Origin of the sequence: Mesorhizobium sp. M0778, assembly GCF_040320105.1 — a bacterium.
Taxonomy (GTDB): Bacteria; Pseudomonadota; Alphaproteobacteria; order Rhizobiales; family Rhizobiaceae; genus Mesorhizobium.
Map to the genome: position 1 here is coordinate 1 of NZ_JAMYPA010000027.1, position 25,679 is coordinate 25,679.

24 protein-coding genes and 1 pseudogene are annotated in these 25,679 nt (G+C 62.0%); 6 read left to right on the plus strand and 19 right to left on the minus strand.

All coding sequences use genetic code 11. From position 1 onward, the window contains the following. Positions 1 to 62 precede the first annotated feature (62 nt). From iolD to NKI22_RS27200, 3 genes and pseudogenes are all read right to left on the minus strand, one after another. Positions 63 to 1,466 (minus strand): annotated as a pseudogene (gene iolD, locus NKI22_RS27190) (3D-(3,5/4)-trihydroxycyclohexane-1,2-dione acylhydrolase (decyclizing)); the annotation flags it as partial. A gap of 35 nt (positions 1,467 to 1,501) precedes the next feature. Continuing rightward, entirely contained in the window at positions 1,502 to 3,436 is a 1,935-nt protein-coding gene (locus tag NKI22_RS27195) for a bifunctional 5-dehydro-2-deoxygluconokinase/5-dehydro-2-deoxyphosphogluconate aldolase (RefSeq protein WP_352716528.1), read from the minus strand. A 201-nt stretch (positions 3,437 to 3,637) separates the two neighbouring features. Then, on the minus strand, positions 3,638 to 4,366 hold the full coding sequence (locus NKI22_RS27200) for an SDR family NAD(P)-dependent oxidoreductase (RefSeq protein ID WP_023718236.1): 729 nt from the start codon (positions 4,364 to 4,366) through the stop codon (positions 3,638 to 3,640). Positions 4,367 to 4,503: 137 nt separating this feature from the next. On the opposite strand from NKI22_RS27200, the gene NKI22_RS27205 reads away from it, so the two are divergent. Next, the gene (locus tag NKI22_RS27205) at positions 4,504 to 5,397 is read left to right on the plus strand and encodes an AraC family transcriptional regulator (RefSeq protein WP_352816616.1); all 894 of its coding nucleotides are present in this window, start codon (positions 4,504 to 4,506) and stop codon (positions 5,395 to 5,397) included. On the opposite strand, the gene NKI22_RS27210 is transcribed toward NKI22_RS27205, so the two are convergent. Continuing rightward, the gene (locus NKI22_RS27210) at positions 5,394 to 6,239 is read right to left on the minus strand and encodes a MurR/RpiR family transcriptional regulator (RefSeq protein WP_352484502.1); all 846 of its coding nucleotides are present in this window, start codon (positions 6,237 to 6,239) and stop codon (positions 5,394 to 5,396) included. The two genes, NKI22_RS27205 and NKI22_RS27210, sit on opposite strands and share 4 nt — an antisense overlap. Positions 6,240 to 6,391: 152 nt before the next feature. Here NKI22_RS27210 and NKI22_RS27215 point away from each other — a divergent pair, with 152 nt between their 5' ends. Next, entirely contained in the window at positions 6,392 to 7,501 is a 1,110-nt protein-coding gene (locus NKI22_RS27215) for a Gfo/Idh/MocA family protein (protein WP_023718239.1), read from the plus strand. A 212-nt stretch (positions 7,502 to 7,713) separates the two neighbouring features. Here the strand turns inward: NKI22_RS27215 and NKI22_RS27220 are convergent, their stop codons facing one another. The 9 genes from NKI22_RS27220 to NKI22_RS27260 all read right to left on the minus strand — a co-directional run bounded on the left by NKI22_RS27220 (position 7,714) and on the right by NKI22_RS27260 (position 16,068). Next, entirely contained in the window at positions 7,714 to 8,805 is a 1,092-nt protein-coding gene (locus tag NKI22_RS27220; RefSeq protein ID WP_023718240.1) for a 3-deoxy-7-phosphoheptulonate synthase, read from the minus strand. Positions 8,806 to 9,052: 247 nt separating this feature from the next. Beyond that, complete coding sequence (locus tag NKI22_RS27225) at positions 9,053 to 9,475, minus strand: type II toxin-antitoxin system VapC family toxin (protein ID WP_352959203.1); 423 nt, start codon at positions 9,473 to 9,475, stop codon at positions 9,053 to 9,055. Next, a complete protein-coding gene (locus NKI22_RS27230; RefSeq protein WP_023718242.1) occupies positions 9,472 to 9,738 on the minus strand; it encodes a type II toxin-antitoxin system Phd/YefM family antitoxin in 267 nt (88 codons plus the stop codon). The genes NKI22_RS27225 and NKI22_RS27230 overlap by 4 nt, the downstream gene beginning before the upstream one ends. 203 nt (positions 9,739 to 9,941) lie before the next feature. Continuing rightward, the gene (locus NKI22_RS27235; protein ID WP_023718243.1) at positions 9,942 to 10,736 is read right to left on the minus strand and encodes an SDR family oxidoreductase; all 795 of its coding nucleotides are present in this window, start codon (positions 10,734 to 10,736) and stop codon (positions 9,942 to 9,944) included. Between the two features lie 23 nt (positions 10,737 to 10,759). Then, the gene (iolG, locus tag NKI22_RS27240) at positions 10,760 to 11,758 is read right to left on the minus strand and encodes an inositol 2-dehydrogenase (protein ID WP_023718244.1); all 999 of its coding nucleotides are present in this window, start codon (positions 11,756 to 11,758) and stop codon (positions 10,760 to 10,762) included. Between the two features lie 66 nt (positions 11,759 to 11,824). Further along, positions 11,825 to 12,592 carry an ATP-binding cassette domain-containing protein gene (locus NKI22_RS27245; RefSeq protein ID WP_023718245.1) on the minus strand — a complete coding sequence of 256 codons (768 nt, stop codon included), beginning with the start codon at positions 12,590 to 12,592 and terminating at the stop codon, positions 11,825 to 11,827. 2 nt (positions 12,593 to 12,594) lie between these two features. Then, complete coding sequence (locus tag NKI22_RS27250; protein WP_352495260.1) at positions 12,595 to 13,671, minus strand: ABC transporter permease; 1,077 nt, start codon at positions 13,669 to 13,671, stop codon at positions 12,595 to 12,597. 114 nt (positions 13,672 to 13,785) lie between these two features. Beyond that, a complete protein-coding gene (locus NKI22_RS27255; protein ID WP_023718247.1) occupies positions 13,786 to 14,727 on the minus strand; it encodes a sugar ABC transporter substrate-binding protein in 942 nt (313 codons plus the stop codon). Positions 14,728 to 15,036: 309 nt separating this feature from the next. Next, the gene (locus tag NKI22_RS27260) at positions 15,037 to 16,068 is read right to left on the minus strand and encodes a LacI family DNA-binding transcriptional regulator (RefSeq protein WP_023718248.1); all 1,032 of its coding nucleotides are present in this window, start codon (positions 16,066 to 16,068) and stop codon (positions 15,037 to 15,039) included. A gap of 135 nt (positions 16,069 to 16,203) precedes the next feature. Between NKI22_RS27260 and NKI22_RS27265 the strand changes: the two genes are divergently transcribed. From NKI22_RS27265 to NKI22_RS27280, 4 genes are all read left to right on the plus strand, one after another. Beyond that, complete coding sequence (locus tag NKI22_RS27265) at positions 16,204 to 17,334, plus strand: fatty acid desaturase family protein (protein ID WP_051409640.1); 1,131 nt, start codon at positions 16,204 to 16,206, stop codon at positions 17,332 to 17,334. A gap of 40 nt (positions 17,335 to 17,374) precedes the next feature. Further along, on the plus strand, positions 17,375 to 17,689 hold the full coding sequence (locus NKI22_RS27270; RefSeq protein ID WP_023718250.1) for a MocE family 2Fe-2S type ferredoxin: 315 nt from the start codon (positions 17,375 to 17,377) through the stop codon (positions 17,687 to 17,689). Between the two features lie 2 nt (positions 17,690 to 17,691). Further along, positions 17,692 to 18,921 carry an NAD(P)/FAD-dependent oxidoreductase gene (locus NKI22_RS27275; RefSeq protein WP_023718251.1) on the plus strand — a complete coding sequence of 410 codons (1,230 nt, stop codon included), beginning with the start codon at positions 17,692 to 17,694 and terminating at the stop codon, positions 18,919 to 18,921. 421 nt (positions 18,922 to 19,342) lie between these two features. Then, complete coding sequence (locus NKI22_RS27280; RefSeq protein ID WP_352536444.1) at positions 19,343 to 19,519, plus strand: YjiS-like domain-containing protein; 177 nt, start codon at positions 19,343 to 19,345, stop codon at positions 19,517 to 19,519. 313 nt (positions 19,520 to 19,832) lie between these two features. Here NKI22_RS27280 and NKI22_RS27285 read toward each other — a convergent pair whose 3' ends face one another. From NKI22_RS27285 to hslU, 6 genes are all read right to left on the minus strand, one after another. Then, positions 19,833 to 20,480: a DUF1579 family protein gene (locus NKI22_RS27285; protein WP_352495258.1), complete on the minus strand. Its 648-nt coding sequence runs from the start codon at positions 20,478 to 20,480 to the stop codon at positions 19,833 to 19,835. Positions 20,481 to 20,592: 112 nt separating this feature from the next. Then, complete coding sequence (locus NKI22_RS27290) at positions 20,593 to 21,336, minus strand: SDR family oxidoreductase (RefSeq protein WP_352816613.1); 744 nt, start codon at positions 21,334 to 21,336, stop codon at positions 20,593 to 20,595. Further along, positions 21,333 to 21,698 carry a putative quinol monooxygenase gene (locus NKI22_RS27295; protein WP_023718254.1) on the minus strand — a complete coding sequence of 122 codons (366 nt, stop codon included), beginning with the start codon at positions 21,696 to 21,698 and terminating at the stop codon, positions 21,333 to 21,335. Before NKI22_RS27295 ends, NKI22_RS27290 begins: the two co-directional genes overlap by 4 nt. Before the next feature lie 187 nt (positions 21,699 to 21,885). Next, a complete protein-coding gene (locus tag NKI22_RS27300) occupies positions 21,886 to 22,896 on the minus strand; it encodes an AraC family transcriptional regulator (protein ID WP_352495256.1) in 1,011 nt (336 codons plus the stop codon). 321 nt (positions 22,897 to 23,217) lie between these two features. Continuing rightward, on the minus strand, positions 23,218 to 24,177 hold the full coding sequence (locus NKI22_RS27305; RefSeq protein ID WP_023718256.1) for a DUF1402 family protein: 960 nt from the start codon (positions 24,175 to 24,177) through the stop codon (positions 23,218 to 23,220). Positions 24,178 to 24,361: 184 nt separating this feature from the next. Next, positions 24,362 to 25,675, minus strand: coding sequence for an ATP-dependent protease ATPase subunit HslU (hslU, locus tag NKI22_RS27310; protein WP_023718257.1), 1,314 nt, complete (start codon positions 25,673 to 25,675; stop codon positions 24,362 to 24,364). Positions 25,676 to 25,679: the final 4 nt, after the last annotated feature.

Consider the following 25,679-nt stretch of genomic DNA (forward strand, 5'->3'; position numbering starts at 1 on the left):
TTTCGGCCCAGACACCCGGCTGTCCCCACCTCTTATTGCATCACCTGTTCTTAGCGCGCGCTTATCACCACCACAACATCCGGGGCGGGTTGGGCATTCTTGCCCCCACCCCCCCCGGCGATTTCGTAGCCCATGGTCGAGAAGCCGTATTCGGCATGATAGGAGCCGGGCGCGCCCGCCTGCCATAGCTTGTGCAATTCGCCGGGCAAGCCGCCGGCGGCATGGAGCAGTACCACGCCGGAGCCCATGGCGCGCTGTACGGCGCCGATCACCTGCGCGTCGGACGGATAGGCGGCATTGGTCGACGCCGTCACCTTGCCGGCATCCGCCTGCCAGTCCTTCTTGCCGCTGATCGCATTGTCGGTCCAGCCAGAAGGAGCTTTCCAGCCTTTCAGCGCCGCACCGAGTTCGGCGAGCCCTTCAGCCGCATCGGCGACCAGCGGCAGCGCCTGGTGCTTTCCGGCATCGAAAGGCTGGACGTTGAGCCCGATCATGGTCTTGCCGGAATTCTTGAACAACGCCCAGGAGCCAGTGGTGAAATCCTGCAGCCTGGTGCCGACGGCAAGCACGACGTCGGCCTCTTCGGCCAGCCTGTTGGCAGCCGAAGTGCCGGTAACGCCGACCGCCGCCATGTTCAGCGGATGATCGTCGGGCAGCGAGGATTTGCCGCCTTGCGTCTCGCACACCGGAATGCCAGCGTCTTGCGCCAGCTTCGCCAATTCATCCGACGCTTGCGAATAGAGCACGCCACCGCCGGCAATCACCAATGGCTTCTTCGCGCTCTTCAGCGCCGCCACTGCAGCTGCTAACTCTTGGCGGTCCGGGCGCGCTCGCCGCTGGGTCCAGAGCCGCTCGGCAAAGAAACTCTCGGGATAATCATAGGCCTCGGCCTGCACGTCCTGGCACAGCGCCAGCGTTACCGGGCCACACTCAGCCGGATCGGTCAGCACCTGCATGGCGCGGTTGAGCGCCGGCATGATCTGCTCCGGCCGGGTGATGCGGTCGAAATAGCGCGACACCGGCCTGAGGCAGTCATTGACCGTCGCCGTACCGTCGGAAAAATCCTCGGCTTGCTGCAGGACGGGATCGGGAATGCGATTGGCGAAGACGTCGCCGGGCAGAAACAGGACAGGCAACCTGTTTACATGCGCAAGTGCTGCCGCCGTCACCATATTCAGCGCGCCAGGGCCGATCGAACTGGTCGCCGCCATGAAGCGGCGGCGGAAATTGGACTTGGCATAGGCGATCGCCGCATGCGCCATCGCTTGCTCGTTATGGGCACGGAACGTCGGCAATTCGTCGCGGACCTGGTAGAGCGCCTCGCCGACGCCGGCGACATTGCCGTGGCCGAAGATTGCCCAGACGCCGCCGAAGATCGGCACTTTCTTGCCGTCGATCTCGGCCATCTGTTGGGCAAGAAAGCGGGTCAGCGCCTGCGCCATCGTCAGGCGGATTGTCTTGGTCATGTCGTTTTCCTCCGCAGTCCTTATGCCGCGCCTTCTTATGCTGCTTTGCGGCCGCGCACGGCAAGCCATGCCTCGGTCAGCCTCTCGAAGCGCGACGCCATGTCGGCAACCGCCTCATCGTCCGACATCTTGCCGGCAAGCCATTGTTCGGCCGCGTTGATGAAGATGGTACGGCCGACAGCGAAACCCTTGACGATGGGCGCCTTGGCGGTGGCGGCGAAGGCCGCTTCCAATTCGTCCTGCGGTGCTTCCAAACCCAGCAGTACAATCCCGCGGCACCACGGATCGTTCTTCAGGATCACCGCCTCGATCTTTGCCCATGCGCCGGTCGATGCCTGCGGTTCGAGCTTCCACCAGTCGGGCTTGATGCCGAGTGCGTAGAGTTCCTCAAGCGCCCGCGGGATGGTCATGTCGTCGAGCTTGCCGTGCTTGCCGGCTATGATCTCGACCAGAAGTTCTCTCCCCACTTTCCGCGCGGCCTCGAACAAAGCGCGCAGTTTCTGCTGCTGTTCGCTCTTCAGCGCCGCGGGATCGTCGGGATGATAGAAGCACAGGCATTTGATGCAGTGGTCGACCGGCCATTCGGTCAGTTGCGAGCCTATGTCTTGCGAGAACTCGAAGCGAAGCGGCCGCGAACCCGGCAACTCGACCGGCCGGCCGAGCCAGGCGAAGGAATGGTGGGCGAATTCGAACATCGCCTCGCGCCCGTATTTTTCGTCGAGCAGCATGCCATAGCCGCCGCGGCCAGCCGCGACCTTTGCCGCAGCCTTGACCGTCAGCACCTTGAAAGCCGGGATTCGCGACGGATCGGCGCCGGCCTTTGCCGCGACGTCCTCCAGCTGGACGCGGTGGTCGCAGGCGAACGCCATCAGAGAGGGGATGTCGCGCCGGCGCGTGGTCGCCCAATGGATGTGGTTGATCGCCTCGTCCTTGCGCAGCGCCAGATGCTTGCTGCCGTTTTTCAGGAAGAACTGCAATTCCTCGAAAGTCGGGTATTCAGGTGCGCAGAGCAGCCGCGATACGGCAAAGGCGCCGCAGGCATTGGCCCAGGTCGCGGCCGTCGCCAGGCTTTCCTCGCCGAGCCAGCCGCGCAGGAAGCCCGACATGAAAGCGTCGCCGGCGCCGAGCACATTGTAGACCTCGATCGGAAACCCCTTGCCGACGATACCGTCCTCGAGATCGTCGCTGATCGGCCCGTCATAGACGATGCAGCCCATGGCACCGCGCTTCAGCACTATGGTCGCCGTCGACAGCGAGCGGATGGTTTTCAGCGCGCTCAGGCAATCGTCTGCGCCGGAGGCGATCATGATCTCCTCTTCGGTGCCGACGATGAGATCGCAGTCGGGCAGCACCGTCTTCAACTGCGCCGAGACGCGGTCGGATTTCACATAGCGCTCGAAGCCTTCGGCATGGCCGGCGAGGCCCCACAGGTTAGGGCGGTAGTCGATGTCGAACACCACCTTGCCGCCCTTGGCCTTCATGACACGGATCGCCTTGCGTTGCGCGGCGTCGCTGTTGGGCCGTGAAAAATGCGTGCCGGTGACGACGACCGCGCGTGCTGAAGCAATGAAGGCCTCATCGATATCGTCTTCCGAAAGCGCCATGTCGGCGCAATCGCTGCGATAGAAGATCATCGGCGAGACGCCCTCATCCTCGACCGACAGCAGCACCAGGGCGGTCAGCCGCTCCGGATCGGTCTTGAGGCCTTGGACCGAAACGCCCTCGCGGGTCAGCTGCTCGCGGATGAAGCGGCCCATCTGCTCATTGCCGACGCGGGTGAGCAACGCCGAGCGCAGGCCGAGCCTGGCAGTGCCGACCGCGATATTGGCTGGACAGCCGCCGACCGACTTGGCAAGCGAAGTAATGTCCTCGAGGCGCGAGCCGATCTGCTGGCCATAGAGATCGACGGAAGCGCGGCCGATCGTGATGATGTCGAGCGGCGCATGTCTCGCTTCCACGGCTTCGCCCATTCGAACCTCCCATCGGCTTTGTTGTCTTGGGTAACACGCGCGAGCGGCAGCGTGGCGCCGGTAATATGAAATAATAATTCCAATCCATAGTCAATATGGAACGAGCATTCCCAAGGCCGAAAAGTGCTCTGCAAAGGCCGGCGCGGTGAGAAACTTTGAAGTCAGACGAACGTCAAGCGTCTGCCGCTGAAACCAGCTGATTTACCAAGGAAGCGGGCCGTCATCGTTGAAGTACCCGGCGGTCGGGCCATTGGCGTCCAGGGTCGCCAGGTGAATGACGATCTCGGCTGCCTGCTGCACCGTGCGCTGACCTTTATACCCGTTGAGATCGGTGGCGGTATAGCCGGGCGCCGCGGCGTTGACCTTGATGCCCTGGAGCGCGAGCTCCCTGGCGAAGCCCACGGTGATGGCGTTCAAGGCTGTCTTGGAGCTGCCGTAGCCCATCATATTGACGGCGTGATTCGCGGTGGCGGGATCGAGCGCCCGGCCGATGGACCCGGTGGAGCTGCTCACCATCACGATACGGGCAGCAGGTGCTGCCAGCAGCAGCGGCAGGAATGCCTGTGTCACGCGGATCGGGCCGAAGACATTGACGTCGTAGGTGGCCTGGATGTCGGCGATCCGCTGCTGGCTCGGCGGCAGGTCGTAATTGATGGCGACGCCGGCGTTGTTCACCAGCACGTCGAGGCAGGGGCTGGCCTGCCCGAGCGCCTTGGCTGCCGCCTTCACACTGTCATCCCTCGTGACGTCCAGCTCAAGCCACTCTGCGTCGAGGCCTTCCGCGCACAATGCCTGCGCCGCCGCCATGCCGCGTTCGGCGCTCCTGGCGCCGAGCCAGACCTTGAAGCCCATGGTCGCCAGTCGCCGGGCGATTTCGCGGCCTATACCCTTGTTGGCGCCGGTCACCAGCGCGGTCTTCGAAGTCGTCATTTCGGTGTCTCCATTTTTCTTGTGGAAGACCCACAAATGGCGCGAGGCAGCGGGCGCCGCGCGCCGGAAATTCTCAGGCTCTTGCCTAATCCTCTCACGCTGTTGCGCGGCCAGCGTGAATGCGCGATGCTGGCGCAATGAACGAGGCGCTGCAGGAGTTGATCGAGATCGCCGGCCGCCATGCGCGCGGGCGACGAACAAGAACGGCGGTTCCCCGCGTTTCGATCGGCCGCAGCGAAGTCGCCACGGCACCATTGCCGGGTGTGTGGGGGTCGGGGATCTTATTCGTATTGCAGGGCGCAAAGACGGTCCTGATCGGCTCCCGGGCTCTTCGTTACAACCCGGCCAGCTATTTCATCTACACTGTCGAGACGCCCACTATCAGCCAGATAGTCGAAGCGAGCGCGGCGCGTCCTTATCTGGCCATTGGCTTGACCCTTGACCTGCAAGCCGTCGCCGCGCTCCTCGTCGAGCACGCGCCAGCCCTCGGTGGCGACAGTTTCTTCTCCACCACTCCCGTTGATGACGATCTGCTCGACGCGTTGCGTCGAATGATGCGGTTGCTTGACCGGCCAGCGGAGATTCCCGTGCTCGCGACCATGCTCGAGCGGGAGATGCTGTTTCGGCTCCTGCAAGGCCCCCAGGGCGGAAAGCTTCGTGAACTTGCGCGCGCCGATGGCCATCTGTCCCGGATCGGCAGGGCGATCGCCTGGATCCGTTCGCACCCCCATCAGCCGGTCCGGGTCGGCGATCTGGCCGAGATCGCCCATATGAGCAGTGCTGCGTTTTATCGTCACTTCAAGGCGGCGACGGCCATGAGCCCAATCCAGTATCAAAAGCAAATCCGCTTGCTGGAAGCCCGCCATCTGCTGATTGCTCAGCCGGGCAACGTGGCGCGTGTCGCCTTCGCTGTCGGCTATGAGAGTGCTTCCCAGTTCAGCCGGGAGTATGCCCGCCAGTTCGGGTCGCCGCCTGCCCGCGACGCAGCGCGGCTTTTGGCAGAAGGCGAAACGGCAATAGAGGTGATCTAGGCCTTGCGCTTGCGGCCGCTATCGCGCCGCTTCTCGCCGACGGCAACGGTCAGCGCCATGGCCAAAGCCATCGTCGCCGACAGCGAGCGGAAGCCGGCGAAATCGGCCTCGGCGACCTCGAACCAGACCCTGGCGAATTGGGCGAGCGGCGAAAAAGAGCTGTCGGTGATCGCCACGATCGGCACGCCTTGCTCCGAAATGACGCGCGCCTCCTCGATGGTGGCAGGGGCATAGGGCGAAAAGCTGATGGCGATGACGGCATCCCTTGGAGAGGCAAAGCCGATCATCTCCGCGTTCAGGCCGGCGGCCGATTCGATCAGCTGGTTGCGGATCTTGAGCTTGCCCAACGCATAGGCGATATAGGAGGCGACCGGGTAGGAGCGCCGCTTGGCCAGCACATAAATGGTTTCCGCCTTGGCCAGAACGGCGATTGCGTCTTCGAAATGGTCTTCATTCAGCGTGCGCGAAATGTCGTTGAGCGAGGTGCTGGCTGCGGCGACGAAACCGTCGAAAATCGCCCGGTGGCCGGCGCCTTCCTCGGCCTTGGCGCGCAATGCCGCCAGCCTTTCATCGTAGGACGAGTTGCGCTCGCGCAGGCGCTCGCGAAACACCAGCTGCAGGCTGGTGAAACCGTCAAAGCCAAGCTGCTGGGCAAAGCGGATCAGGGTCGAAGGCTGAACACCGGCGGAGGCGGCGATGCTGGCAGCGGTGCCGAAGGCGATATCGTCGGGGTTGTCGAGCGCATAGGCGGCGATCTGGGCGATACGTTTCGGCAGGCTCTGACGCCGCTCCAGGATCGTCGCCCGCAGCGTTTCGAAATCGCGCGGCACCCGTTCGTCCATCGTCGCTCCGCCCAGGCTCATCGTCGGTTCCCTCTGTGCCCCATCATAGCGGGCCTGTGCAAGAACACCATAAAAAATGAGACAAGCGTTCCATTTGCAAACAAAATGGACTAATTCATCCACACAAAATTTGCACACAGGGAGGCAAGCGGATGGTCGGGGTAGGTCTTATCGGCACGGGCTTCATGGGCAAGTGCCACGCCATTGCCTGGAACGCGGTCGGCACCGTCTTTCCCGATGTCGACAAGCCAAGGCTGGTCCATCTGGGCGAGGTCAACGAGGACCTTGCCAAACGCCGTGCCAGCGAATTCGGCTTCGCCAAGGCCTCCGGCGACTGGCGCGCAGTCGTCGACGATCCCGACGTCGATGTCATCTCGTTGACTACGCCGAACCAGTTCCACCCGGAAATGGCCATCGCCATCCTCGAAGCCGGCAAGCATCTGTGGTGTGAAAAACCGATGGCGCCAAGTTTTGCGGAGGCGCAAGCGATGGCTGCGGCCGCGCGGAAATCCGGCAAGGTTGCCGCGCTGGGCTATAACTATATTCAGAACCCGGCGATCCGCCATATCGGCGCGCTGCTCGACGAGAAGATCATCGGCGAGGTCAACCATCTGCGTATCGAGATGGACGAGGACTTCATGGCCGATCCGGAGGCGCTGTTCTTCTGGAAGCACGAGGCGGCGTCCGGTTACGGCGCGCTCGACGATTTCGCCGTGCATCCGCTGTCGCTCATAGCGGTACTGTTCGGCCGCGTCGCCCGAGTCATGTGCGACATGGCCAGGCCCTATGCCGAACGCCGCGTCGCCTCGGGCGGGCGCCGCGCCGTCGAGACCTATGACATCGCCAGCATCCTGATGCATCTCGAAAACGGCATTGCCGGCACGTTGCTGGTCAACCGTTCGGCCTGGGGCCGCAAGGGCCGGATCGCCATCCAGATTTTTGGTTCGAAGGGCTCGATCCTGTACGACCAGGAGCGGATGAACGAGTTCCAGCTCTATCTGACAGCCGACCGACCGACGGAGCAAGGCTATCGGACAGTCCTGGTTGCCCCGCACCACAGGCCTTACGACGCCTTCCTGCCGGCGCCCGGCCACGGCCTTGGCTTTAATGACCTCAAGATCATCGAATGCCGGGAACTGTTGACGCGGCTTGCCGGCAAGCCGGCGCGGATCATCGACTTCGACGAAGGCTTGGAGATCGAGCGCACCGTGCATGCGATGGCGCGCTCGTTCGCGGAACAGCGCTGGATCGCTGTGCGGTAGTAAGCCCGGCGCTGGCTTCCCCTTCTCCCCTTGAGGGTGAAGGTGGCCGAGCGAAGCTCGGTCGGATGAGGGGTGTTGGACGGATCGCTACAGCGAAGAAATAAGCGCTTAAAATCCCTCAATATTTTACGCCGAGTTTCTTCCAGCACCCTCATCCGGCTCGGCGCTGCGTGCCGATCCACCTTCTCCCACAAGGGGAGAAGGAGAAGTGCTCAGGCGGCGCCTGAACGGCTTGATATCATGCTTCGGCGCACCGACCGGCGCCGCTCGACGGCGTCGGCAAGGCCGTGAAGCACCGTCTCGGTGGCTGCCCAGTCGATGCAGCCATCGGTGATGCTCTGGCCATAGACGAGCGGCTTGCCCGGCACGACGTCCTGCCGGCCGGCGACGAGGTTGCTCTCGATCATGACGCCGATGATGCGCTCGTCGCCTGCCGCGACCTGGCCAGCCACGTCAGCCGCCACCCCTGGCTGGTTTTCCGGCTTCTTGCTGCTGTTGGCGTGGCTGACATCGATCATCAGCCGCGGCGCCACGCCGATCCGGCCGAGTTCCGCGCAGGCAGCCGCGACGCTTGTTGCGTCATAATTGGGCTGAATGCCGCCGCGCAGGATGACGTGGCAGTCCTCGTTGCCGGTGGTCGTCGCGATGGCGCTGCGTCCGCCCTTCGTCACCGCCATGAAATGATGCGGTTGGGCGGCCGATTTCACCGCCTCGGCGGCGATCCGCAGATTGCCGTCAGTGCCGTTCTTGAAGCCGACCGGGCAGGACAGGCCCGATGCCAGTTCGCGATGGATCTGGCTCTCGGTCGTGCGCGCGCCGATCGCGCCCCAGGCGACGAGGTCGGCGATATATTGCGGGGTGGCCATGTCGAGGAATTCGGTCGCCGCCGGCAGGCCGAGATTGTTGACGGCGGCGAGCACGTTGCGGGCCATCCGCAGCCCCTTGTCGATGTTGAAGCTGCCGTCCAGGTCGGGATCGTTGATCAGGCCCTTCCAGCCGACCGTCGTGCGCGGCTTCTCGAAATACACCCGCATCACGATCTCCAGCCGGTCCGACAGGCTCTCTCGCAGCGATGCCAAGCGGCTGGCATAGTCTACGGCAGCGGCCGGGTCGTGGATCGAACAGGGGCCGACGACGACCACCAGCCGGTCGTCGGTGCCGGTCAGCACGGCATGGATAGCATTGCGTGACGCGGCAACGGTCCGCGTCGCCGTCAGTGTGCGCGGTATCTCCCGCATCACCTCGTCCGGCGTACTCAATTCCCTTATTTCCTTGACCCGAAGATCGTCTGTGGTGGTCAACACGGCTTTCTGCTCCTGATTGGGAGACCTGCCGGCTGAAACAAAAAAGCCGCCAGGTCTGGCGGCTGTTCGGATCTTGCTGCTACAATCTTCAGATCGAGCGCAATCCTCCCGCCGCCAGCGAGCTGCTAAAGTACCAATAGGTGGCGGTCAGGTTGATCATGAGGCTCATATAGTCGAAGCCGAGGCGATTGTCACGTGTCTGATGATGCTACTGACGTAGTGGCCCAGCATGCAGCGCCGAGCGGGTTCATGCAGTCCAGGGATCGACGAGTTCAATTCCGAAGTCTTCGAAATGCTTCGTGTTACGCGTTGCCAAGGTGAGTTCCTGCGCAATCGCCGTGGCTGCAATCAGGCCGTCCATCGACGACAGACCGCGACCGCGGCGCTTCGCAAGGCCCATCAGGTCGCCCCACGCCAAGGCAACCGGTTCGTCCACCGGAAGAACTCTCTGCTCGAAGCGCTGCGGCAGGTCCCGTGCGAGCCATTCGGCCAGTGCCTCGCGTTTCCGGCCCTCGTCCATGAGGGCGACGCCGCGCCGGATCTCCGCGATCGACACGACGCTAATGAATGAGCGGTCCTCATCAAGCCCGCCCAGCCAGTCCAGAACGCGCACATCCGGCGCCGGCCTTGTCACCTCGGACAGGACATTCGTATCGAGCAGAAGCCTCACAGCGGCAGATCACGCGGTTCGTCGCGCTGGCGCTCAAGGTTGAGATCGGCGCCGCGCAGCGGCGACTCCAGCAGGAACTCCGCAAGCGTACCCTTGCGCGCGGTCTTCCGCTGCCATTCCTCGGCCGAGACGACAACCACGCTTGGCTTACCGTTTCTGGTGATCGTCTGCGGCGAAGATTGCGCGCGCTCGATAACCTCCGAGAGCCGGGCCTTTGCCCCAGCGACCGTCCAGTTAGTATCCTCTCTGGGCGCAGACGGCATTTCGACCTCCCATGACCATTCTGACTATCTTGACTATCTTGACTATATGGGAATGGCGATACGGCGGCAACAGGGAAGGAGAGGGTTTCAGAGCCCGTGTGCCTGAGTGAGGTCGATCGGAACCGATTATGCCGGCTTTGATATTTTGGGCATCTCGGCCACTCATGGCAAACTGCTTCTGACGCAAGGCTACACGGCTGATCCTATTCCGGTGACGCCCCCGCGATGCTCTGGTCGTAGTCGACCAGCGACCCGGTCATGACGCCGGACTGCGGGCTGATCATATAGCTGATCAATCGGGCAAGTTGCGCCGGCTTCACCAATTGGCCCATCGGCTGCGCGGCCTCGGCTTTTTCAAGCCAGTCGTCCGGCGCGTCATGCCATTTCTTCTGCACGATTGCCTCGCCCTCGGTGTCCATCCAGCCGGGCAGCACCGCGTTGCAGCGGATGCGATTGCCGCGATGGGCATTGGCGACATTCTTGGTCAGCGTCGCCAGCGCTCCCTTGCTCGATGAATAGGGCGCCAGGAACGACTGGCCGCAATGCGCCGACATCGACAGTACGTTGACGATCGAGCCCGGTGCCTGGCGCGCCAGCAGATGCGCCACCACGCCCTGCATCAGAAAAAACGGGCCGCGCACATTGGTCTGGAATATCTGGTCGAATAGATCCTCAGAGGTCTCGACCAGTGAGCCGCGAGCCGAGGTGGCGGCGGCGTTGACCAGCGCGTTGACGGTGCCGCAATGGCCAATCGCCGTTTCGACCGCACGCTTGCAGTCGGCGACTTTGGCGACATCGGCGCTGATGAAGATGGCATCGACGCCTGCCCCCTTGAGGATGGCGACAGCCTTGTCGCCCTTCTCCTTCGAGCGGCCGATCAGCGCTAGCGCCCGGCAGCCCTCATCGGCCAGCGCTTCGGCGACGGCAAAGCCGATGCCTTGTGCGCCGCCGGTGACGATGGCGCGTGTTTCGGAATTGCGACCGGCTGAACCGTTCATCGCCTTGCTCCTGTGCTTGATAGTCAGATTGTTTTGTCGAGGCGGACGGTCTTGCCTTCCTTGGCCGATTTCAGCGCCGCATCTGCCAGCCTGAGCGCCACCAGCCCGTCCTTGCCGCTCGGCGCCGCCTTCTTGCCTGACGTCGCTGCCGCGATGAAGGCAGCGATCTCGTTGGCATAAGCGTCGAGATAACGAGTCATGAAGAAATCGTGCAGCGGCGGCCGCGTATAGCCTTTCTCATTGGCGAGTTCGATCGACACCGGCCGCTGGTTCTCGGCCGCAATCATGCCTTTCGAGCCATGCACCTCGATGCGTTGGTCGTAGCCATAGGTGGCTCGGCGCGAGTTGGAGATGACGCATTGCTTGCCGGAGGCAGTTTCGAGGATGACGCTGACGCTGTCGAAGTCGCCGGCCTCGCCGATCTTTTTGTCGACCAGCACCGAAGCGTGCGCGCTGACCGCCACCGGCTCCTCGCCGAGCAGGAAGCGCGCCATGTCGAAATCATGGATGGTCATGTCGCGGAAGATGCCGCCCGAGCGGCCGATATAGTCGAGCGGCGGTGGACCGGGATCGCGCGAGGTGATGGTCACCATTTCGACTGTGCCAATCGCACCGTCGTCGATCGCCTTGCGCACGGCGGCAAAATGCGGATCGAAGCGGCGGTTGAAGCCGACCATCAGGGTGGCGCCGGCCTTGTCGACGACGGCCAGGCATTGTTCCACCCTGCCGGCGTCGAGATCGATCGGCTTCTCGCAGAAGATCGCCTTGCCCGCCCTGGCGAAGCGTTCGATCAGATCGGCATGGGTGTCGGTCGGCGTGCAGATGACGACCGCATCGATATCGCTGGCAGTTTCGATGGCATCGATGCTGCGCACTTCGGCGCCATAGGCAGAGGCCAAATCGGTCGCCGCCTTCTCGAAGGCGTCGGCAACCGCAACCAGCCTGGCCTGCGGGTTGGAGCCCACCGCACGGGCGTGGACCTTGCCGATACGGCCGGCACCGAGAAGAGCAAAGCGAAGCATGAAGAATTTCCTTTGAGAATGGTTGGAAAGAGAAGGCGTGTCAGCCCCCGTAACACGACGTTGGCCTTACGCCGCAAGTTCCGCCTGCCCGGTCTTGGCGCCGGTGATGTACGAGACGATATCGTTGCCATCGGTATCTTGCTTGCGCAAATTGGCGACGATGCGGCCGCGCCGGAAAACGACGATGCGGTCGACCAGATCGAACACCTGACGCATGTTGTGAGAGATCAGGATCAGCGGCTCGCCATTTTCCTTCAGCGTGCGGATGATGTTTTCGACCTGCATCGTCTCCTGCACGCCGAGCGCCGCCGTCGGCTCATCCATGATGATGAGCTTGGAAGCAAAGGTCGCGGTTCTGGCAATCGCCACGCACTGGCGCTGGCCGCCCGACATGTGGCGGATGGTGTTGGAAAGGTTGGGGATCTTGACCGCTGTGCGGACCAGGGCTGCTTCGGTCGCCTTGCGCATGAACTTGCGGTCGAGGATCGAGAAGGGCCCAAGATTGAACAGCACTCTTTCACGGCCGAGGAACAGGTTCGACGGCACGTCGAGGTCGTCGGCGAGCGCTAGGTTCTGGAACACCGTCTCGATGCCCGCCTCGCGGGCTTCGATCGGCCCGGCGAAATTCACTTCCTTGCCGTCGAACGACATCCTGCCGCTGGTTCGCTGCTCGACGCCGGTGATCTGGCGCACGAAGGTCGATTTGCCGGCACCGTTGTCGCCCATGATGGCGACATGCTCGCCCTTGCGCAGCTCGAAGTTGGCACCCTCCAGCGCATGGACGCCGCCATAATACTTGGTCAGGTTTTCGGTTTTCAGGACGATGTCCGACATGATCAAGCCCTCATTGCCCGCAGGCGTTGGCGCCACTGGTCGAGAACGACTGCGCCGACGATGATCACGCCCTTGACCATCTCCTGATAATAGGCGTCGAGGCGCAAAAAGGTGAAGCCGGAGATGATGACGCCGAAGATCAGCGAGCCGATCACCGTCCCGATAATCGAGCCGCGGCCGCCCGACAGCGACACGCCACCGATAACCGCCATGGCGATCGCATCGAGCTCGTACATCACACCCATGCCGGCCTGGGCAGTGAGATTCTTCGAGCTCAACACCACGGCGGCGAGCGCGGCAAGGATGCCGGCAATGACGTAGACGAGGATCTTGTGGTTGGCGATGTTGATGCCGGACATGCGCGCGGCATCCTCATTGGAGCCGATTGCATAACAGTGCTTGCCATATTTGGTGTAGCTCAGGATCAGCTGGAACAGCACCGCCAGCGAAATGAAAATGATGACCGGCATCAGCCCCTTGCCGATGGCGGCGAAACTCTCGGTCGGAAACGAGATCGGCTGCCCCTTCGACCACCATTTGGCGATGCCGCGCGCGGTGACCATCATGCCAAGCGTGGCGATGAACGGCGGGATGCGCGTGTAGGCGATCAAGGCACCGTTGACCAGGCCGGCCAGCAGGCCGCAGCCGATTGCGACGAGCACCGGCACGATCACCGGCAGGTCGGTCCAGCCCTGGGCAATGAACATCGCCTTGGGGTTCGGGTTGCCGTTGACCGTCGCCACTTGGGCGAAGCTCATGGCTATCATCGCCGTGGCGCCGACGATCGAACCCGAGGACAGGTCGATGCCGCCGGTAATGATCACCTGCGTCACGCCGATGGCAATGATACCGACGATCGACACCTGCAGGATGATGATCTGCAGGCGCGCTTCGTTGAAGATCGCATCGATATTGTCGCGGGTATTGAACAGGAAGCTGTCGCCCAGGAAAACCCGGCCGATCAGCTCGAAAGCGCCGACCAGGATGACGAGCGCCAGGAAGACGTTGAATTCGGCCGGCCATGCGCGCCGCTTCGCATCATAGCTGAGCCCGCCGACGCCGTGAGATGTCTGTGCCAATCGTGCTTCCTCCGTCAGCCACGGTCTCCACCCGGCGCTGTTCAGGCCGAGGGGGAAAAAGCGGAGCGGCGCTGTCTTACTTTGGCGCGCCGCTCCGTATCGGACAGGTCCGCCTCAGTTCTTCTTCAGGAACTTGTCGATATTTGCCGGCGTGACCAGCTGGAACGGGATGTAGACCTTGTGCTCGACCTTCTCGCCCTTCGCTAGCTTGAGCGCAGCATCAAGCGCGCCAGCGCCCTGGCCGGCTGCGTCCTGGAACACCGTCGCATCGAGGTCGCCCGCCTGCATCGCCGCTAGCGCGTCCTGGGTAGCGTCGACGCCGCCGACGACAACCGACTTCATGTCGATATTGGCGGCCTTCATCGCCTGGATAGCGCCGATGGCGCTCTCGTCATTGTTGGCGATGACGCCGTCGAACGGCTTGCCGGTCGACAGCCAGTTGGTCATCAGGTTCTGCGCTTCTTCGCGCTTCCAGTTCGACGTCTGCTTGTCGATGATCTTGATGAAGCTGCAATCCGGCGTGGCAATCACATCATCGATGTCCTTGGTGCGCTGCACCGCGGCCTGGTTCGACAGCTCGCCCATGATCACATAGACATTGGCCTCTTTCTTGCCGGCTTCCTTGAACAGGCGGCAGACCTCCTTGGTCTCGAGCGTGCCAGAATCGGCTTCGTTCGAGGCGACGAAAGCCTGGTTTTCCGGCAGCGTGTCGACGTTGACCGGCTCGCGATTGACATAGACCAGCGGAATTTTGGCAGCGGCGGCTGCGTCCGACATCGCTTGGGTGGCCGAGGTGTCGACCGGGTTGACGATGATTGCGTCGACGCCCGAGGCGGCGAAGTTCTTGATCTGGTCGAGCTGCTTGGCGACGTCGTTCTGCGCGTCTTCCACCTGCAGCTCGACGCCGTCCATGCCCTTGGCCTGCTCGATCATGCCGTTGCGCAGCACGGTGAGAAAATTGTCGTCGAACAACGCCATCGACACGCCGATCTTGGCAGCAAAGGCGGACGAACTCATTAGCGCCGCGAACGCGACGCCCAAAAGCAGTTTTTTCATTTTATTTCTCCTCCACATTGGTGTCCGGCTGCACCGATCTACCCGGAATCCCCGATCTCGCAGGGAATTCTCTCCCGATTGCCATTTTAGTTCCGGAAGGCATTTGCCTGAAACAGATCTTCCGGAACGAAAGAACCAAAATGCTCAGTTGGTGAAATATTTATTCCATTTCGCGTGGGCGTCAAGCGAGATTTCGCCATGAGGAATGGATTTTCGGCATTTCGAGCTCTTTTAGACGAACGCTCAGGCAAGCCAGGCCTGAAAGCGTTCTGATAGATTACATCATGTCTGCCGCCAATGACCGCGACGTCAGATGTTTTCCGGCAGATAAATGTCGAAGGGCAGAAAGGTCTGACCCGGCGCATTCGCGGCGCCGGTCTCGATGGCATGCGCCATCAGCCCGACAAGCTCGCGGCAAAGCGCTGCCAGAGGCGTCGAGATCACCATCGTCAGGAAATTATCCGCCAGCGCCGCGCGGGAGTCAGGCGTGATCTCGTTGCAGACGACCGCTGGCATCTCTGCCGGCTTTGCCTCCCTCAGCGCCGAGATCGCGCCTTCCATGCCGCCACCGGCGACATAGCAGCCGGCAAGATCGGGGTGGCGGGCCAGAAGCTCGATCATTGCATCATGCGTGATCTGGTTCGCTTCCAGATTGACCAACGTCTCAAGGAGAGTGAATTCCGGCGCTTGCTCGCGAAAAAAGGAGCGAAAACCGATCTCGCGAAGCTCGTGGCCGTGGAAGCGATGGCTGCCGACGAAGAGGGCGACCTTGCCAGGTCTCTTCGCGGCCTTCGAGATCATCCAGGCAGCGGTGCGGCCAACCTTGCGATTGTCGAGGCCGACATAGCCCTCGCGAATGCCGGACGCAAAGTCGGAAAGCAGGGAGAACACCGGTACGCCGTTGGCTTTGAGCGCCTCGACGGCCACCGTCAGCGTCGGGTGATCAGGCCCGACCAAGGCGACGGCCCTGGATTTGGCTGCCAGCTTGCGCATCCGCTCGACGATCTCATCCGGCGCCAGCGAATCGGCGAAGTCGATGGTCGCCACGCCTCGAAAGCGCGGCGACTGCGATACTGCCAGTTCAAGTTCGCGGGCAAATTCGCTGTAGAAGACGTCTTCCCGCCGCAACAGCAGAAATCCGAGGCGATACTCCGGCAATTCATGGCGCATCCGCTGCTTGATCAATCCGGCCGCGTGATAGCCGATGCTGGTCGCGGCGTCATAGACGCGGCGCGCGGTTTCCTCGCGCACCGGCAAGCGGTTGTTCAGCACCCGGTCGACGGTGGCAACGCTGACCCCCGAAATGCGTGCCAGGTCGGTGATCGTCGGCCGTTTCGCCATCGCTGCCTCGCTCCAACTATCCGACTCTTTTAAACCATTCTGATGGAAAATGATAGAAACTATCTTTGTGATATTGAGTCTATCAGCGCTCGGCGTTATTTTGAACACTGACCGAATATGATCGAGGCCTCCGCCATGGTGGATATTGGACTCCAAACCGGGAACACAACCTCAGCAGCAGCGTCCCAACGCGACTACAGCCTGGTCGGCCGCGACGCGAAGCTTGCCGTCGAGAGCGGGCTGGCGGCGGCCGAGTGGTATCACACCGACGTGCCGCGCAAGCAGATGAAGGAGCTGATGCAGCGCTCCGACGGCCCGGCGATCCGCGATACCATCATCTGGCTCGGCGCCATGATCCTCAGCGGCGCGGGCGCCGCCTTGTTCTGGGGCAGCTGGTGGTGCGTGCCGTTCTTCTTCGTCTATGGCGTCCTCTACGGTTCCTCCACCGATTCACGCTGGCACGAATGCGGCCACGGCACCGCCTTCAGGACGCAGTGGATGAACGACGTGGTCTATCAGATCGCCTGCTTCATGATCATGCGCAACCCGGTGACGTGGCGCTGGAGCCACACGCGCCACCATACCGATACCATCATCGTCGGCCGCGATCCGGAGATCTCGGTCATGCGCCCGCCCGATCTGCTGCGCGTCGTGCTCAATTTCGTCGGCATTCTCGATGCCTGGCATGCGATGAGCGACATGCTGCGCAATGCGGCCGGCATCATCAGTCCGGCCGAAAGAACCTTCATTCCCGACCAGGAGCAGCCGAAGGCAATCCGCATTGCTCGCATCTGGACGGCGATCTATGCCGCGACGGTCGCGCTGGCGCTTCTTACCGGCTCGTTCCTGCCGCTGATGCTGGTCGGGCTGCCCAGGCTTTACGGTGCCTGGCATCATGTCATGGTCGGCCTGCTGCAGCATGGCGGCCTGGCTGAAAACGTCACCGATCACCGGCTGAACAGCCGCACCGTCTACATGAACCCGATAAGCCGTTTCATCTACTGGAACATGAACTACCACGTCGAGCATCACATGTTCCCCATGGTGCCCTACCATGCGCTGCCCAGGCTGCATGAGCTGATCAAGCACGATCTGCCGGCGCCGACACCGTCCATCCTGGCCGGCTATCGCGAGATGATACCGGCTTTCCTGCGCCAGCTGCGCAATGAGGATTATTTCATCAAGCGCGAACTGCCGCCGACGGCGAGGCCCTATCGCGAGGATTTCCACAACGATAACGCTGCTGTTGCGGTGGCTGCTGAATGACAAGCCTACGCCGGGGCACCAAGAATCGGGGAAGGCGCAAATGAGCGACTGGGTCGAGGCTTGTGACGCCGAGGACATCGACGAGGAGGATGTGATGCGGTTCGACCATGGCGGTCGCACCTTCGCCATCTACCGCAGCCCCGAGGACGGGTATTTCGCCACCGACGGGCTTTGCACGCATGAGAAGGTGCATCTGGCCGACGGGCTGGTGATGGACGATATCATCGAATGCCCGAAGCATAATGGCCGCTTCAATTACAAGACTGGGGCTGCCAGGGGCGCGCCGGTCTGCGTCGATCTCAGGACCTATCCGGTCAAAGTCGACGCCGGCAAAGTCCTTGTCCGGATCGGTTGATGATGACGAAGGGAATGGTCATCATTGGCGCCGGCGAATGCGGCGGGCGCGCCGCCCTTGCGCTGCGCGAGCTCGGCTATGATGGCCCGGTGACGTTGGTCGGCGACGAGCCGCATCTGCCCTATGAGCGGCCACCGCTGTCGAAAGACGCGATGGTCGCCGACGCGCCCCTGATCAAGGCGATCGCCAGTGAGGCGGTCCTGGCCGAAAGATCGATCAGGCATATCCATTCGGTTCAGGCGATGGCGATCGACCGCGTGGCGCATGTCGTGCGCCTGTCGGACGGCTCGGTCCTGGCCTACGACAAGCTCCTGCTGGCGACAGGGTCGCTGCCGCGCAAGCTGCCGATTCCGGGCCTTGGCGGGCGCTGCGTCTATCTGCGGACCTTCAACGACGCACTGGCCATTCGCGCTCATCTCAGCGCCGGAAATCGCGTCGCCATCATCGGCGGCGGCTTCATCGGTCTCGAGCTCGCCACGGCGGCACGCAGGCTCGGCGCCACTGTTGCCGTTATCGAGGCGCAGCCGCGCATTCTGATGCGCGGCGTGCCGGCCGAGATCGCGCAGGTTATCCATCAGGCGCATGAAGCCGAAGGCGTAAAAATCCTGTGCGGCGAGGGCATCGACGCCATTGCCGATGACGGCGCCGAAGTGCGCATCGTGCTTGCCGGTGGACACGACATTGTCGCCGATCTTGCCGTGATCGGCATCGGCGCCGTGCCGGTGACCGGACTTGCCGCGGAGGCAGGGCTGACGATTGACAATGGTATCGCCGTCGACGCCGAGCTTCGCACCAGCGACCCCGACATCTTTGCCGCCGGCGATTGCTGCTCGTTTCCGCTCGCCATCTATGGCGGCCGGCGAGTGCGGCTGGAAGCCTGGCGCAATGCGCAGGAGCAGGGCGCGCTTGCGGCCAGGAACATGCTTGGCGCCGGCGAGGCCCACGCGGCGGTGCCATGGTTCTGGTCGGATCAGTACGGCCTGACCTTGCAGATCGCCGGCCTGTCGGACGAAGGCCGCAGCATTGTGCGTCGCGAGCTCGGCGACGGCGCCTTCATCCTGTTCCATCTCGCCGAGGACGGCAGGCTGGTTGCGGCAAGTGGCATCGGCCCCGGCAACGCGGTCGCCCGCGACATAAGGCTGGCCGAGATGCTGATCGCGAAAAGGGCAAAGCCGGCGCCGGAAGCGCTAGGCTCGCAAACGATCAAGCTGAAGTCGCTGCTGGCGACATGAGCCAGCGCGGGTTCCAGAGCCATTTGAAAGAACTTGCGGAGCGCTTGCCGTTCTGGTGGTGACAATCCTGCACCTGATGGCGGGAGACGACCCTGAGCGGTCGTTCCTGCCCGCGATGGAAACGTCTCATGAGGGTTGGAACGGGGTCGTTCGCGCGACTTTGCGCCGAAAGGTTGCCATGAGGCGAATGATCCGATCTCGATCCCAGATGTCAGCTAAGCGCTTGCCGTCACGGCCGAGACGACCCCTTCCAGCCAACCGAGTTTCAGATGTAACCGAATTTCCTCCTTCTGAAATCGCAGCGCGACCCTCTCTCCTCAGTAGACGGGCTGACCACAGCCCGCCGCCCTGCCCGTATACGGCCGGGGCTCTGTGAAAAGAGGCTATCATGACGCCTCCAGTCCAGTGTGTTCTCCGTGTTATGCACCTGGTCATCGCCCGATCCCTTAGGGCCGCAGCGCAACGGCGTGAGCTGGCTCAACTTAGCGACCGCCAGCTACGCGATGCCGGAATCGATCCCGCATTGGCAGGCCGTGGCAAGGCGGCCGCCGTCGATAGAACCAGCCTGCTTCGACTGCCGACCCTGTCGTCCGGCTGAGCGAGTTGATAGAGGAGCTAGCGATGGCCGGTCTCTCCACCGCGATCGGCGCAGAAGTCGGAGAGGTGTGCCTGCTCGGGGCAATGTTCGCTGGACTGATCCTCATCTCAGCTCCGAGAACGCGCTTCGTTCAGAGTCCGATCTCTGACTTGCCGGGCGCTCAGCGTCCGGTCGTCTTTCAAAGCAGTTCCAGGCGCCGAACTGGACGCTTTGAGATCGTCGGAACTGAACTCGACCTTCCCGGCATATCCCGGCCGAGCGATGGAACCCGCGCAAGCTACTTACAACGTCCGAGCCACCCTTGAGCGATCGCTCACGCCTTCAGTCGCGTATAGACGGCGCGCGTTGCCAGTGTTTCTTGCTGTCCGGGACGCGTGAAATAGAGCTCAATGATGTGGCGATCGTTGTTCTCGATTTTGATTACAGTGCGCATGCCGACCTGCTTGCCGACTGTTTCTTCGCCCGCCACGCCCTGGTCGGTAAAGGTGCCGGACATGCTGATCGGCCTTTGATCCCCCGAATTAGGGACGCCTTTAAAATACATCATGGTTGTGTTGACAGGATCGATCGTGACCCACTCGTAACGTCCGTCCATGATGCTGTAGCCGAGCCATCCTTTGCGCCAGACCGGCGCTCCATCCAGCGTTCCCTCCATTATGTCTTCGATGTAACGGCCGCCCGCCAACCACTGACGATGGCTAATGAGATCGTCCGTCACGAGCGGCGGCTGATCGGGGCTACGGCCGAGTGTGCCGTAGAAGCTCATCTGGACGCGCCAGGTGCCGATCATTGGCGCCAGGACCTCATGCCCCGGGCCCGGCAATCCACGGCGAAGCCAATTCGGCAACTCCGACTGGGTCGGGGGCTCGGCTGCAGCCGAGCTGCCTTGAGCCAATGCGCCGAAAGGAATGGGGAGGACGAACGCAACGACGAATAGGGCAACGTGTAGTGTCTTGATCATACTTTATCTCCAGCTCATCGCTCGCCCGGGAATTGCTATGACGCGCTCAGTTGGGGCAATCGTTGCGAATTTTGTCGGGTGAACTCGTGGATACTCATCTCATACCTCTCCGTCATTCGATGCTGACCAGCGTTTCACCACCGGAAACTTCGATAACGGCGCCGGTCACGAAGTCATTGGCCATCAGGAAAAGTGCGGCCTTGCCGATATCGTCGATTTTTCCGACGCGTCCTGCCGGGAAGCGCTGACGCACCAGCGCGAAAAACGCCGCGCGCTTCGCCTGCGGCATGCCGGCCCACATTTCGCTGTCTATGACGCCTGGTCGGATTGTGTTGACGCGGATCGGACCGAGTTCGAGCGCAAGGGCTCGCGTCAGCGCCTCCAGACCAGCAAAGGCGACCATCATCATCGATGCGCCCATGCGAGGCTTGGTCACCAAGCCACCGGTCGTGAATGTGATCGAACCACCTTTCGGCATCCTAGGCGCTGCGTGCTGCGCGCAAGACCAACTGCCCAAGAGCTTGCCGTGCAGAACGGCCTGCGCGTTGGCCATCGTCTGGGAGAGGAAGGGACCTCCCGGACTCGGCGGGGTCGCGGTGATGAGAAGGTGGTCGAGCGTCCCTAGTGTTTCGAACATTTGCTCGACCGCTGTATCATCGGTCATGTCCAGCGACTGGAACGTGATCGAACCGTGGACCCTTTGCTCTGCAACCATTCTCGCTGAAGGGCGCCGCCCGAGCGCAATGACGTCGGCGCCTGCTTGACAGGCTGCGCGGGCCGCACCCATGCCCATGCCGCTTGTCCCGCCGACGATCACGACACGCTGATTCGAAAGAGACTGCTCGTCACCGTTCATCCTGGATCTCTGCCGCTGGCATACGGACTCAGCATCTCCAGCCACTGCGTCTCCATGTCGCCCGGTTCGAGCTCACCAGCATCTACGACGAAGCTCTGGACATAGGCTTCGCCGAAGTGGCTCTTGAGTGCATCGATACTGCGCCAGACCTCGTAGATAACGATGAGATCGGGGTCGGTCCGATCTCGATGGATGTGGAATTGAAGACAGCTGGCTTCCGATCTCGTCGCTTGGAGATCTTTAAGCATACGGGCGACAAGCGCGGAGCCTTGGCCGGGAGTGGCGCGATGCTTAGCGATAACGCAATAGGGCGTGTCTTCGCCAGCGGTTGGTCGAGGAAGATCAGGCAACGTCAGCGCCATGTGGTACTCCTGCCGGAACGGCCGACCGAAGTGGTTGCGGCCATTGAAATTGGCAGATGCTGGTATGGCGTTGCTATGGCAGAAACGACTGAATATTTGACCGTTTGTCGCGCGTATTTTCCGTATTACACGCGGTCGCAACAGGAGCGTATCTGCGGCTGGTCGAAACAGCCTCGCATGAACCCGATCAGGATTCTGTTCCGCTCACACGCAGCCCTGAATCTCGGATAGCGCCGGGTGAGACACCCATGAAGCGTTTGAACGCCCTGCTGAAGGACGCATCGGACTCATATCCCAACTCCGATGCGATCTGTGACTGCGACATATATCCGTTACGCAACCAGGATGCCGCCAGCCGAAGCCTCCATTGCAGGAGATAGCGGGCGGGGGATACCGACAACAGGCTCTTGAACCGCTGCGAGAACCTCGATCGCGACAGCCCGGACAATGCAGCCAGGCGATCGACTGGCCAGTCTTCCCCAGGGGAGCGATGGATTCTTGCAAGCGCCGACCCGATTTGTGGATCCTGCACGGCCGCCAGCCAACCAGTCAGATCGTCGGAACATGTCTCGACCCAGGTTCTGATTACTTGCGTCATGACAATATCGGCAAGGCGCGCCATTATCGTTGCCGAGCCGATTCTTTGCCCTTCAGCCTCGCGCGCCATCATCGCAATGAGGCTTGGTAGGTCAGTATCGCCATGCTCGGCATGCCGGATGTGCATCACAGAAGGTAGCAGTTCCAGCAGCGGATTTGCTGTCGGGCCCTCAAAGCCGATCGTACAGCATGCGATCAACGATCGCGCGCCGCCGCCGCCAGACTTCAACTCGTAAGTTCCGTTCCCGATCAACGCTGGTTTGACATCGGCGAGCGGCAAGGTTCGCCGTTTTGGCCGATCGGACATAGTGTGCTCTGTTCCGTGGGGAAGAAGAAGCACATCGCCGTTTTCGAGCAGCAGCGGCGGCAAGCCCTTGGCTTGTATCCAGCAATGACCCTCGAGCATCGCATGAAAACGTACACCCTCCCTGAACGGCACGGCGATGCCCCAGGGCGCCGTCAACTCGCTGCGGCCATATCTCGCATGGGCAAGGCGTAGATCGCGCAGCACCTCGCTCAACAAATCATTCTCGGCCGGCTGGTAGCCCATCGTTGCACGCCCTAAACCGGGCCGATCAATGGACCTAAGCGGATCACTCATCTGCACTCCTTTGCCCCAACTTCGCATACGCTTATGCATCCCGTTACCTCTCTTAGTAGGCAACCGAACGGAGACCTATTACGGATCCAGATTCCGCAAGAGATCTGACAATGGAAATGGGATTCTGCTGGCGGCGTTCGCTTAGGGATGCGCCGGACTTTTTTCAACAATATCCACCCCTTGCTGCCCATCAGATCGCGCGCGCGACAAAGCTGTTCCCCAGCCGGGGGCGATCCCTTGAAAGGATCGACGGGTTCGAAGCCACAGAGTTCAAGCAGATAGGCGATTTCCTGGCGCAGGCTCCACCGCAGACCTTCACCGCTAAAACAGCGCCTTCAGCTCCGGCAGCTTGTCGTTGACTAGCCAGCCATAGTAATTTTCCTCAGGCAGCTTTTCCGGCTCGCCCGCAGCGCGGCGCTTGTCGTTCTCGGCCTTCAGCGCATAGGCACGCTGTTCCGGATTGCCGACATTGTAGAGCGTCGACGTGATGCCGGGATTGCCTGAGATGTCGAAGCCGGCAATGCTTTTATAGGCGTCGATCGACTTCCGGATCGTTGCCGCGACATAAGGCAGGGTCAGGTCAGGATCCATGATGGTCTTGTAGACCGCGTTCGGGTCGCCGACGTCGAGCTCCGGCAGGCCGGAAACCTTGTGCACGAGATCGCTCATCTGCAGTGCCGTCAGCGGATTGAGCTGGCCAAGACCAAAAGTCTGGCCGGCATAATAGGGCTGGAAGAAAGTCGCGCCGAAGCGGTCGTTGGGAAAGCTCTCGCCGTTGACGGTCTTGCCGCGGAACGACCGGTTCCACACCTGCTCGCGGCATTCCCAGAGTTCGTAACTGTCCGATTTGCCCGCGCACTTGGCAAATTGCGGCCGTTGCACGAAATCGGTGATGTCTTCGCCTTCATAGGCGAAGGAGAGTTTGCTCGACAGATACGAGATCGCCTTGACGTAGTAGGTCTGCAGCCGGTCGTAGGCATCGACATTGTAGGTGTGCTCGCCGACGATGGCGCCGACGATATGCATCGGGTCGATGCCATAGGCCGCGGCTGCCTGCATGATCTTGCCACGCAGCTCGGCATCGTTCTGGAGCAGCGCAAACACTTTGCGGTATTTCGCCTGGAAGGTGGTGTTGGTCGCCTGGGTGCGCCGGCTGGATGCGCCCGGTATGTCGGGCTGCTCGGTGTTGCGGTTGCCGGGCGGCACCATGGTTGCCGCTTGCGCGGCGAACATGGCTGCCGCCAGCGTCAGCCCGAGAATGACGAGGATCAGTTTTTTCATGCGCCGCCGCCCAAATAGTCGCCGGGCAAACTAGGTAATGCTCCAACGGGAGTCGAGAGACGCCTGCACCCGACGGGACGAAAGCTCGCCGGATGCTTCCATTTGGCCACACATCGGAAATGCCGGGCTGAATTTGGCGGAGACCGGGAGCAATTCCCCGGCCTCTTTGAGGATGAAGCGTCTCCTACAGGATGAAACGCGACAAATCCGTGTTTCTGGAGAGGTCGCCGACATGCTTCTCCACATAGGCGGCATCGACGGTCACGGAGGTGCCGTTGCGGTCCGGTGCGTCATAGGAGATCTCGTCCAGCACCCGTTCCATCACCGTCTGCAGCCGCCTGGCGCCGATGTTCTCGACGCTGGCGTTGAGGTCAACAGCGATGCCGGCCAACGAGTCGATCGCGTCATCGGTGAAGACCAGGTCGACTCCCTCGGTCTTCATCAGTGCGATATACTGCTTGATCAGGCTGGCTTCGGTCTCGGTGAGGATGCGGACGAAATCGTCCTTCTCCAGCGCCCGCAGCTCGACACGGATCGGCAGGCGGCCCTGCAATTCCGGCAGCAAGTCGGATGGCTTGGCGACGTGGAACGCACCTGAAGCGATGAACAGGATGTGGTCGGTCTTCACCGGTCCGTATTTGGTCGCAACCGTGGTGCCTTCGACCAGCGGCAGCAGGTCGCGCTGCACGCCCTCGCGCGAAACACCGGCACCGATGCCGCCTTCGCGCGAGGCGATCTTGTCGATCTCGTCGAGGAAGACAATGCCGTCATTCTCGGTCGATTCGAGTGCCCTGCGCACCACCTCGTCCTGGTCGAGCAACTTGTCGGACTCGTCGCTGATCAACAGCCCGTAGGACTCTTTAACGGTCGTCTTGCGCATCTTGGTTTTCTTGCCGCCCATCGCTTTCGACAGCATGTCGTTGATGTTGAGCACGCCGATATTGGCGCCCGGCATGCCGGGGATCTCGAAGCCGGGCATGCCGCCATTGCCGGTATCGGCCACTTCGATCTCGATCTCCTTGTCGTCAAGCTCGCCGTCGCGCAGCTTCTTGCGGAAACTGTCACGGGTGGCCGGACTCGCCGTCTTGCCGACGAGCGCTTCAAGCACCCTTTCCTCGGCGTTGATGTGGGCACGCGCCTCGACGTCCTCACGCATCTTCTCGCGCACCAGCCCGATGGCGATCTCGACCAGATCGCGGATGATCTGCTCGACATCGCGGCCGACATAGCCGACCTCCGTAAACTTGGTGGCTTCGACCTTGACGAAAGGCGCACCGGCAAGGCGCGCCAAGCGGCGAGAAATCTCGGTCTTGCCGACACCGGTCGGGCCGATCATCAGGATGTTCTTCGGCATCACCTCTTCGCGCATCTGGCCCTCGAGCTGCTGGCGGCGCCAGCGGTTGCGCAAGGCAATCGCCACGGCACGCTTGGCGTCTTTCTGGCCGATGATGAAGCGGTCGAGTTCCGAAACGATTTCGCGGGGAGAGAAGGTGCTCATGTCA

Excerpts from the sequence above, each read along its gene's own strand:
- NKI22_RS27230 (WP_023718242.1), bottom strand. The coding sequence starts at position 9,738 with ATGCCGTCTGCGCCCAGAGAGGATACTAACTGGACGGTCGCTGGGGCA.
- NKI22_RS27285 (WP_352495258.1), bottom strand. The coding sequence starts at position 20,480 with ATGATCAAGACACTACACGTTGCCCTATTCGTCGTTGCGTTCGTCCTC.
- NKI22_RS27280 (WP_352536444.1), top strand. The coding sequence starts at position 19,343 with ATGCACCTGGTCATCGCCCGATCCCTTAGGGCCGCAGCGCAACGGCGT.
- NKI22_RS27305 (WP_023718256.1), bottom strand. The coding sequence starts at position 24,177 with ATGAAAAAACTGATCCTCGTCATTCTCGGGCTGACGCTGGCGGCAGCC.
- hslU (WP_023718257.1), bottom strand. The coding sequence starts at position 25,675 with ATGAGCACCTTCTCTCCCCGCGAAATCGTTTCGGAACTCGACCGCTTC.
- NKI22_RS27235 (WP_023718243.1), bottom strand. The coding sequence starts at position 10,736 with ATGAACGGTTCAGCCGGTCGCAATTCCGAAACACGCGCCATCGTCACC.
- NKI22_RS27210 (WP_352484502.1), bottom strand. The coding sequence starts at position 6,239 with ATGGACGAACGGGTGCCGCGCGATTTCGAAACGCTGCGGGCGACGATC.
- NKI22_RS27205 (WP_352816616.1), top strand. The coding sequence starts at position 4,504 with ATGAACGAGGCGCTGCAGGAGTTGATCGAGATCGCCGGCCGCCATGCG.
- NKI22_RS27260 (WP_023718248.1), bottom strand. The coding sequence starts at position 16,068 with ATGGCGAAACGGCCGACGATCACCGACCTGGCACGCATTTCGGGGGTC.
- NKI22_RS27295 (WP_023718254.1), bottom strand. The coding sequence starts at position 21,698 with ATGGCGCTGACGTTGCCTGATCTTCCTCGACCAACCGCTGGCGAAGAC.
- NKI22_RS27195 (WP_352716528.1), bottom strand. The coding sequence starts at position 3,436 with ATGGGCGAAGCCGTGGAAGCGAGACATGCGCCGCTCGACATCATCACG.
- NKI22_RS27300 (WP_352495256.1), bottom strand. The coding sequence starts at position 22,896 with ATGAGTGATCCGCTTAGGTCCATTGATCGGCCCGGTTTAGGGCGTGCA.
- iolG (WP_023718244.1), bottom strand. The coding sequence starts at position 11,758 with ATGCTTCGCTTTGCTCTTCTCGGTGCCGGCCGTATCGGCAAGGTCCAC.
- NKI22_RS27265 (WP_051409640.1), top strand. The coding sequence starts at position 16,204 with ATGGTGGATATTGGACTCCAAACCGGGAACACAACCTCAGCAGCAGCG.
- NKI22_RS27200 (WP_023718236.1), bottom strand. The coding sequence starts at position 4,366 with ATGACGACTTCGAAGACCGCGCTGGTGACCGGCGCCAACAAGGGTATA.
- NKI22_RS27270 (WP_023718250.1), top strand. The coding sequence starts at position 17,375 with ATGAGCGACTGGGTCGAGGCTTGTGACGCCGAGGACATCGACGAGGAG.
- NKI22_RS27255 (WP_023718247.1), bottom strand. The coding sequence starts at position 14,727 with ATGAAAAAACTGCTTTTGGGCGTCGCGTTCGCGGCGCTAATGAGTTCG.
- NKI22_RS27290 (WP_352816613.1), bottom strand. The coding sequence starts at position 21,336 with ATGAACGGTGACGAGCAGTCTCTTTCGAATCAGCGTGTCGTGATCGTC.
- NKI22_RS27275 (WP_023718251.1), top strand. The coding sequence starts at position 17,692 with ATGACGAAGGGAATGGTCATCATTGGCGCCGGCGAATGCGGCGGGCGC.
- NKI22_RS27215 (WP_023718239.1), top strand. The coding sequence starts at position 6,392 with ATGGTCGGGGTAGGTCTTATCGGCACGGGCTTCATGGGCAAGTGCCAC.
- NKI22_RS27245 (WP_023718245.1), bottom strand. The coding sequence starts at position 12,592 with ATGTCGGACATCGTCCTGAAAACCGAAAACCTGACCAAGTATTATGGC.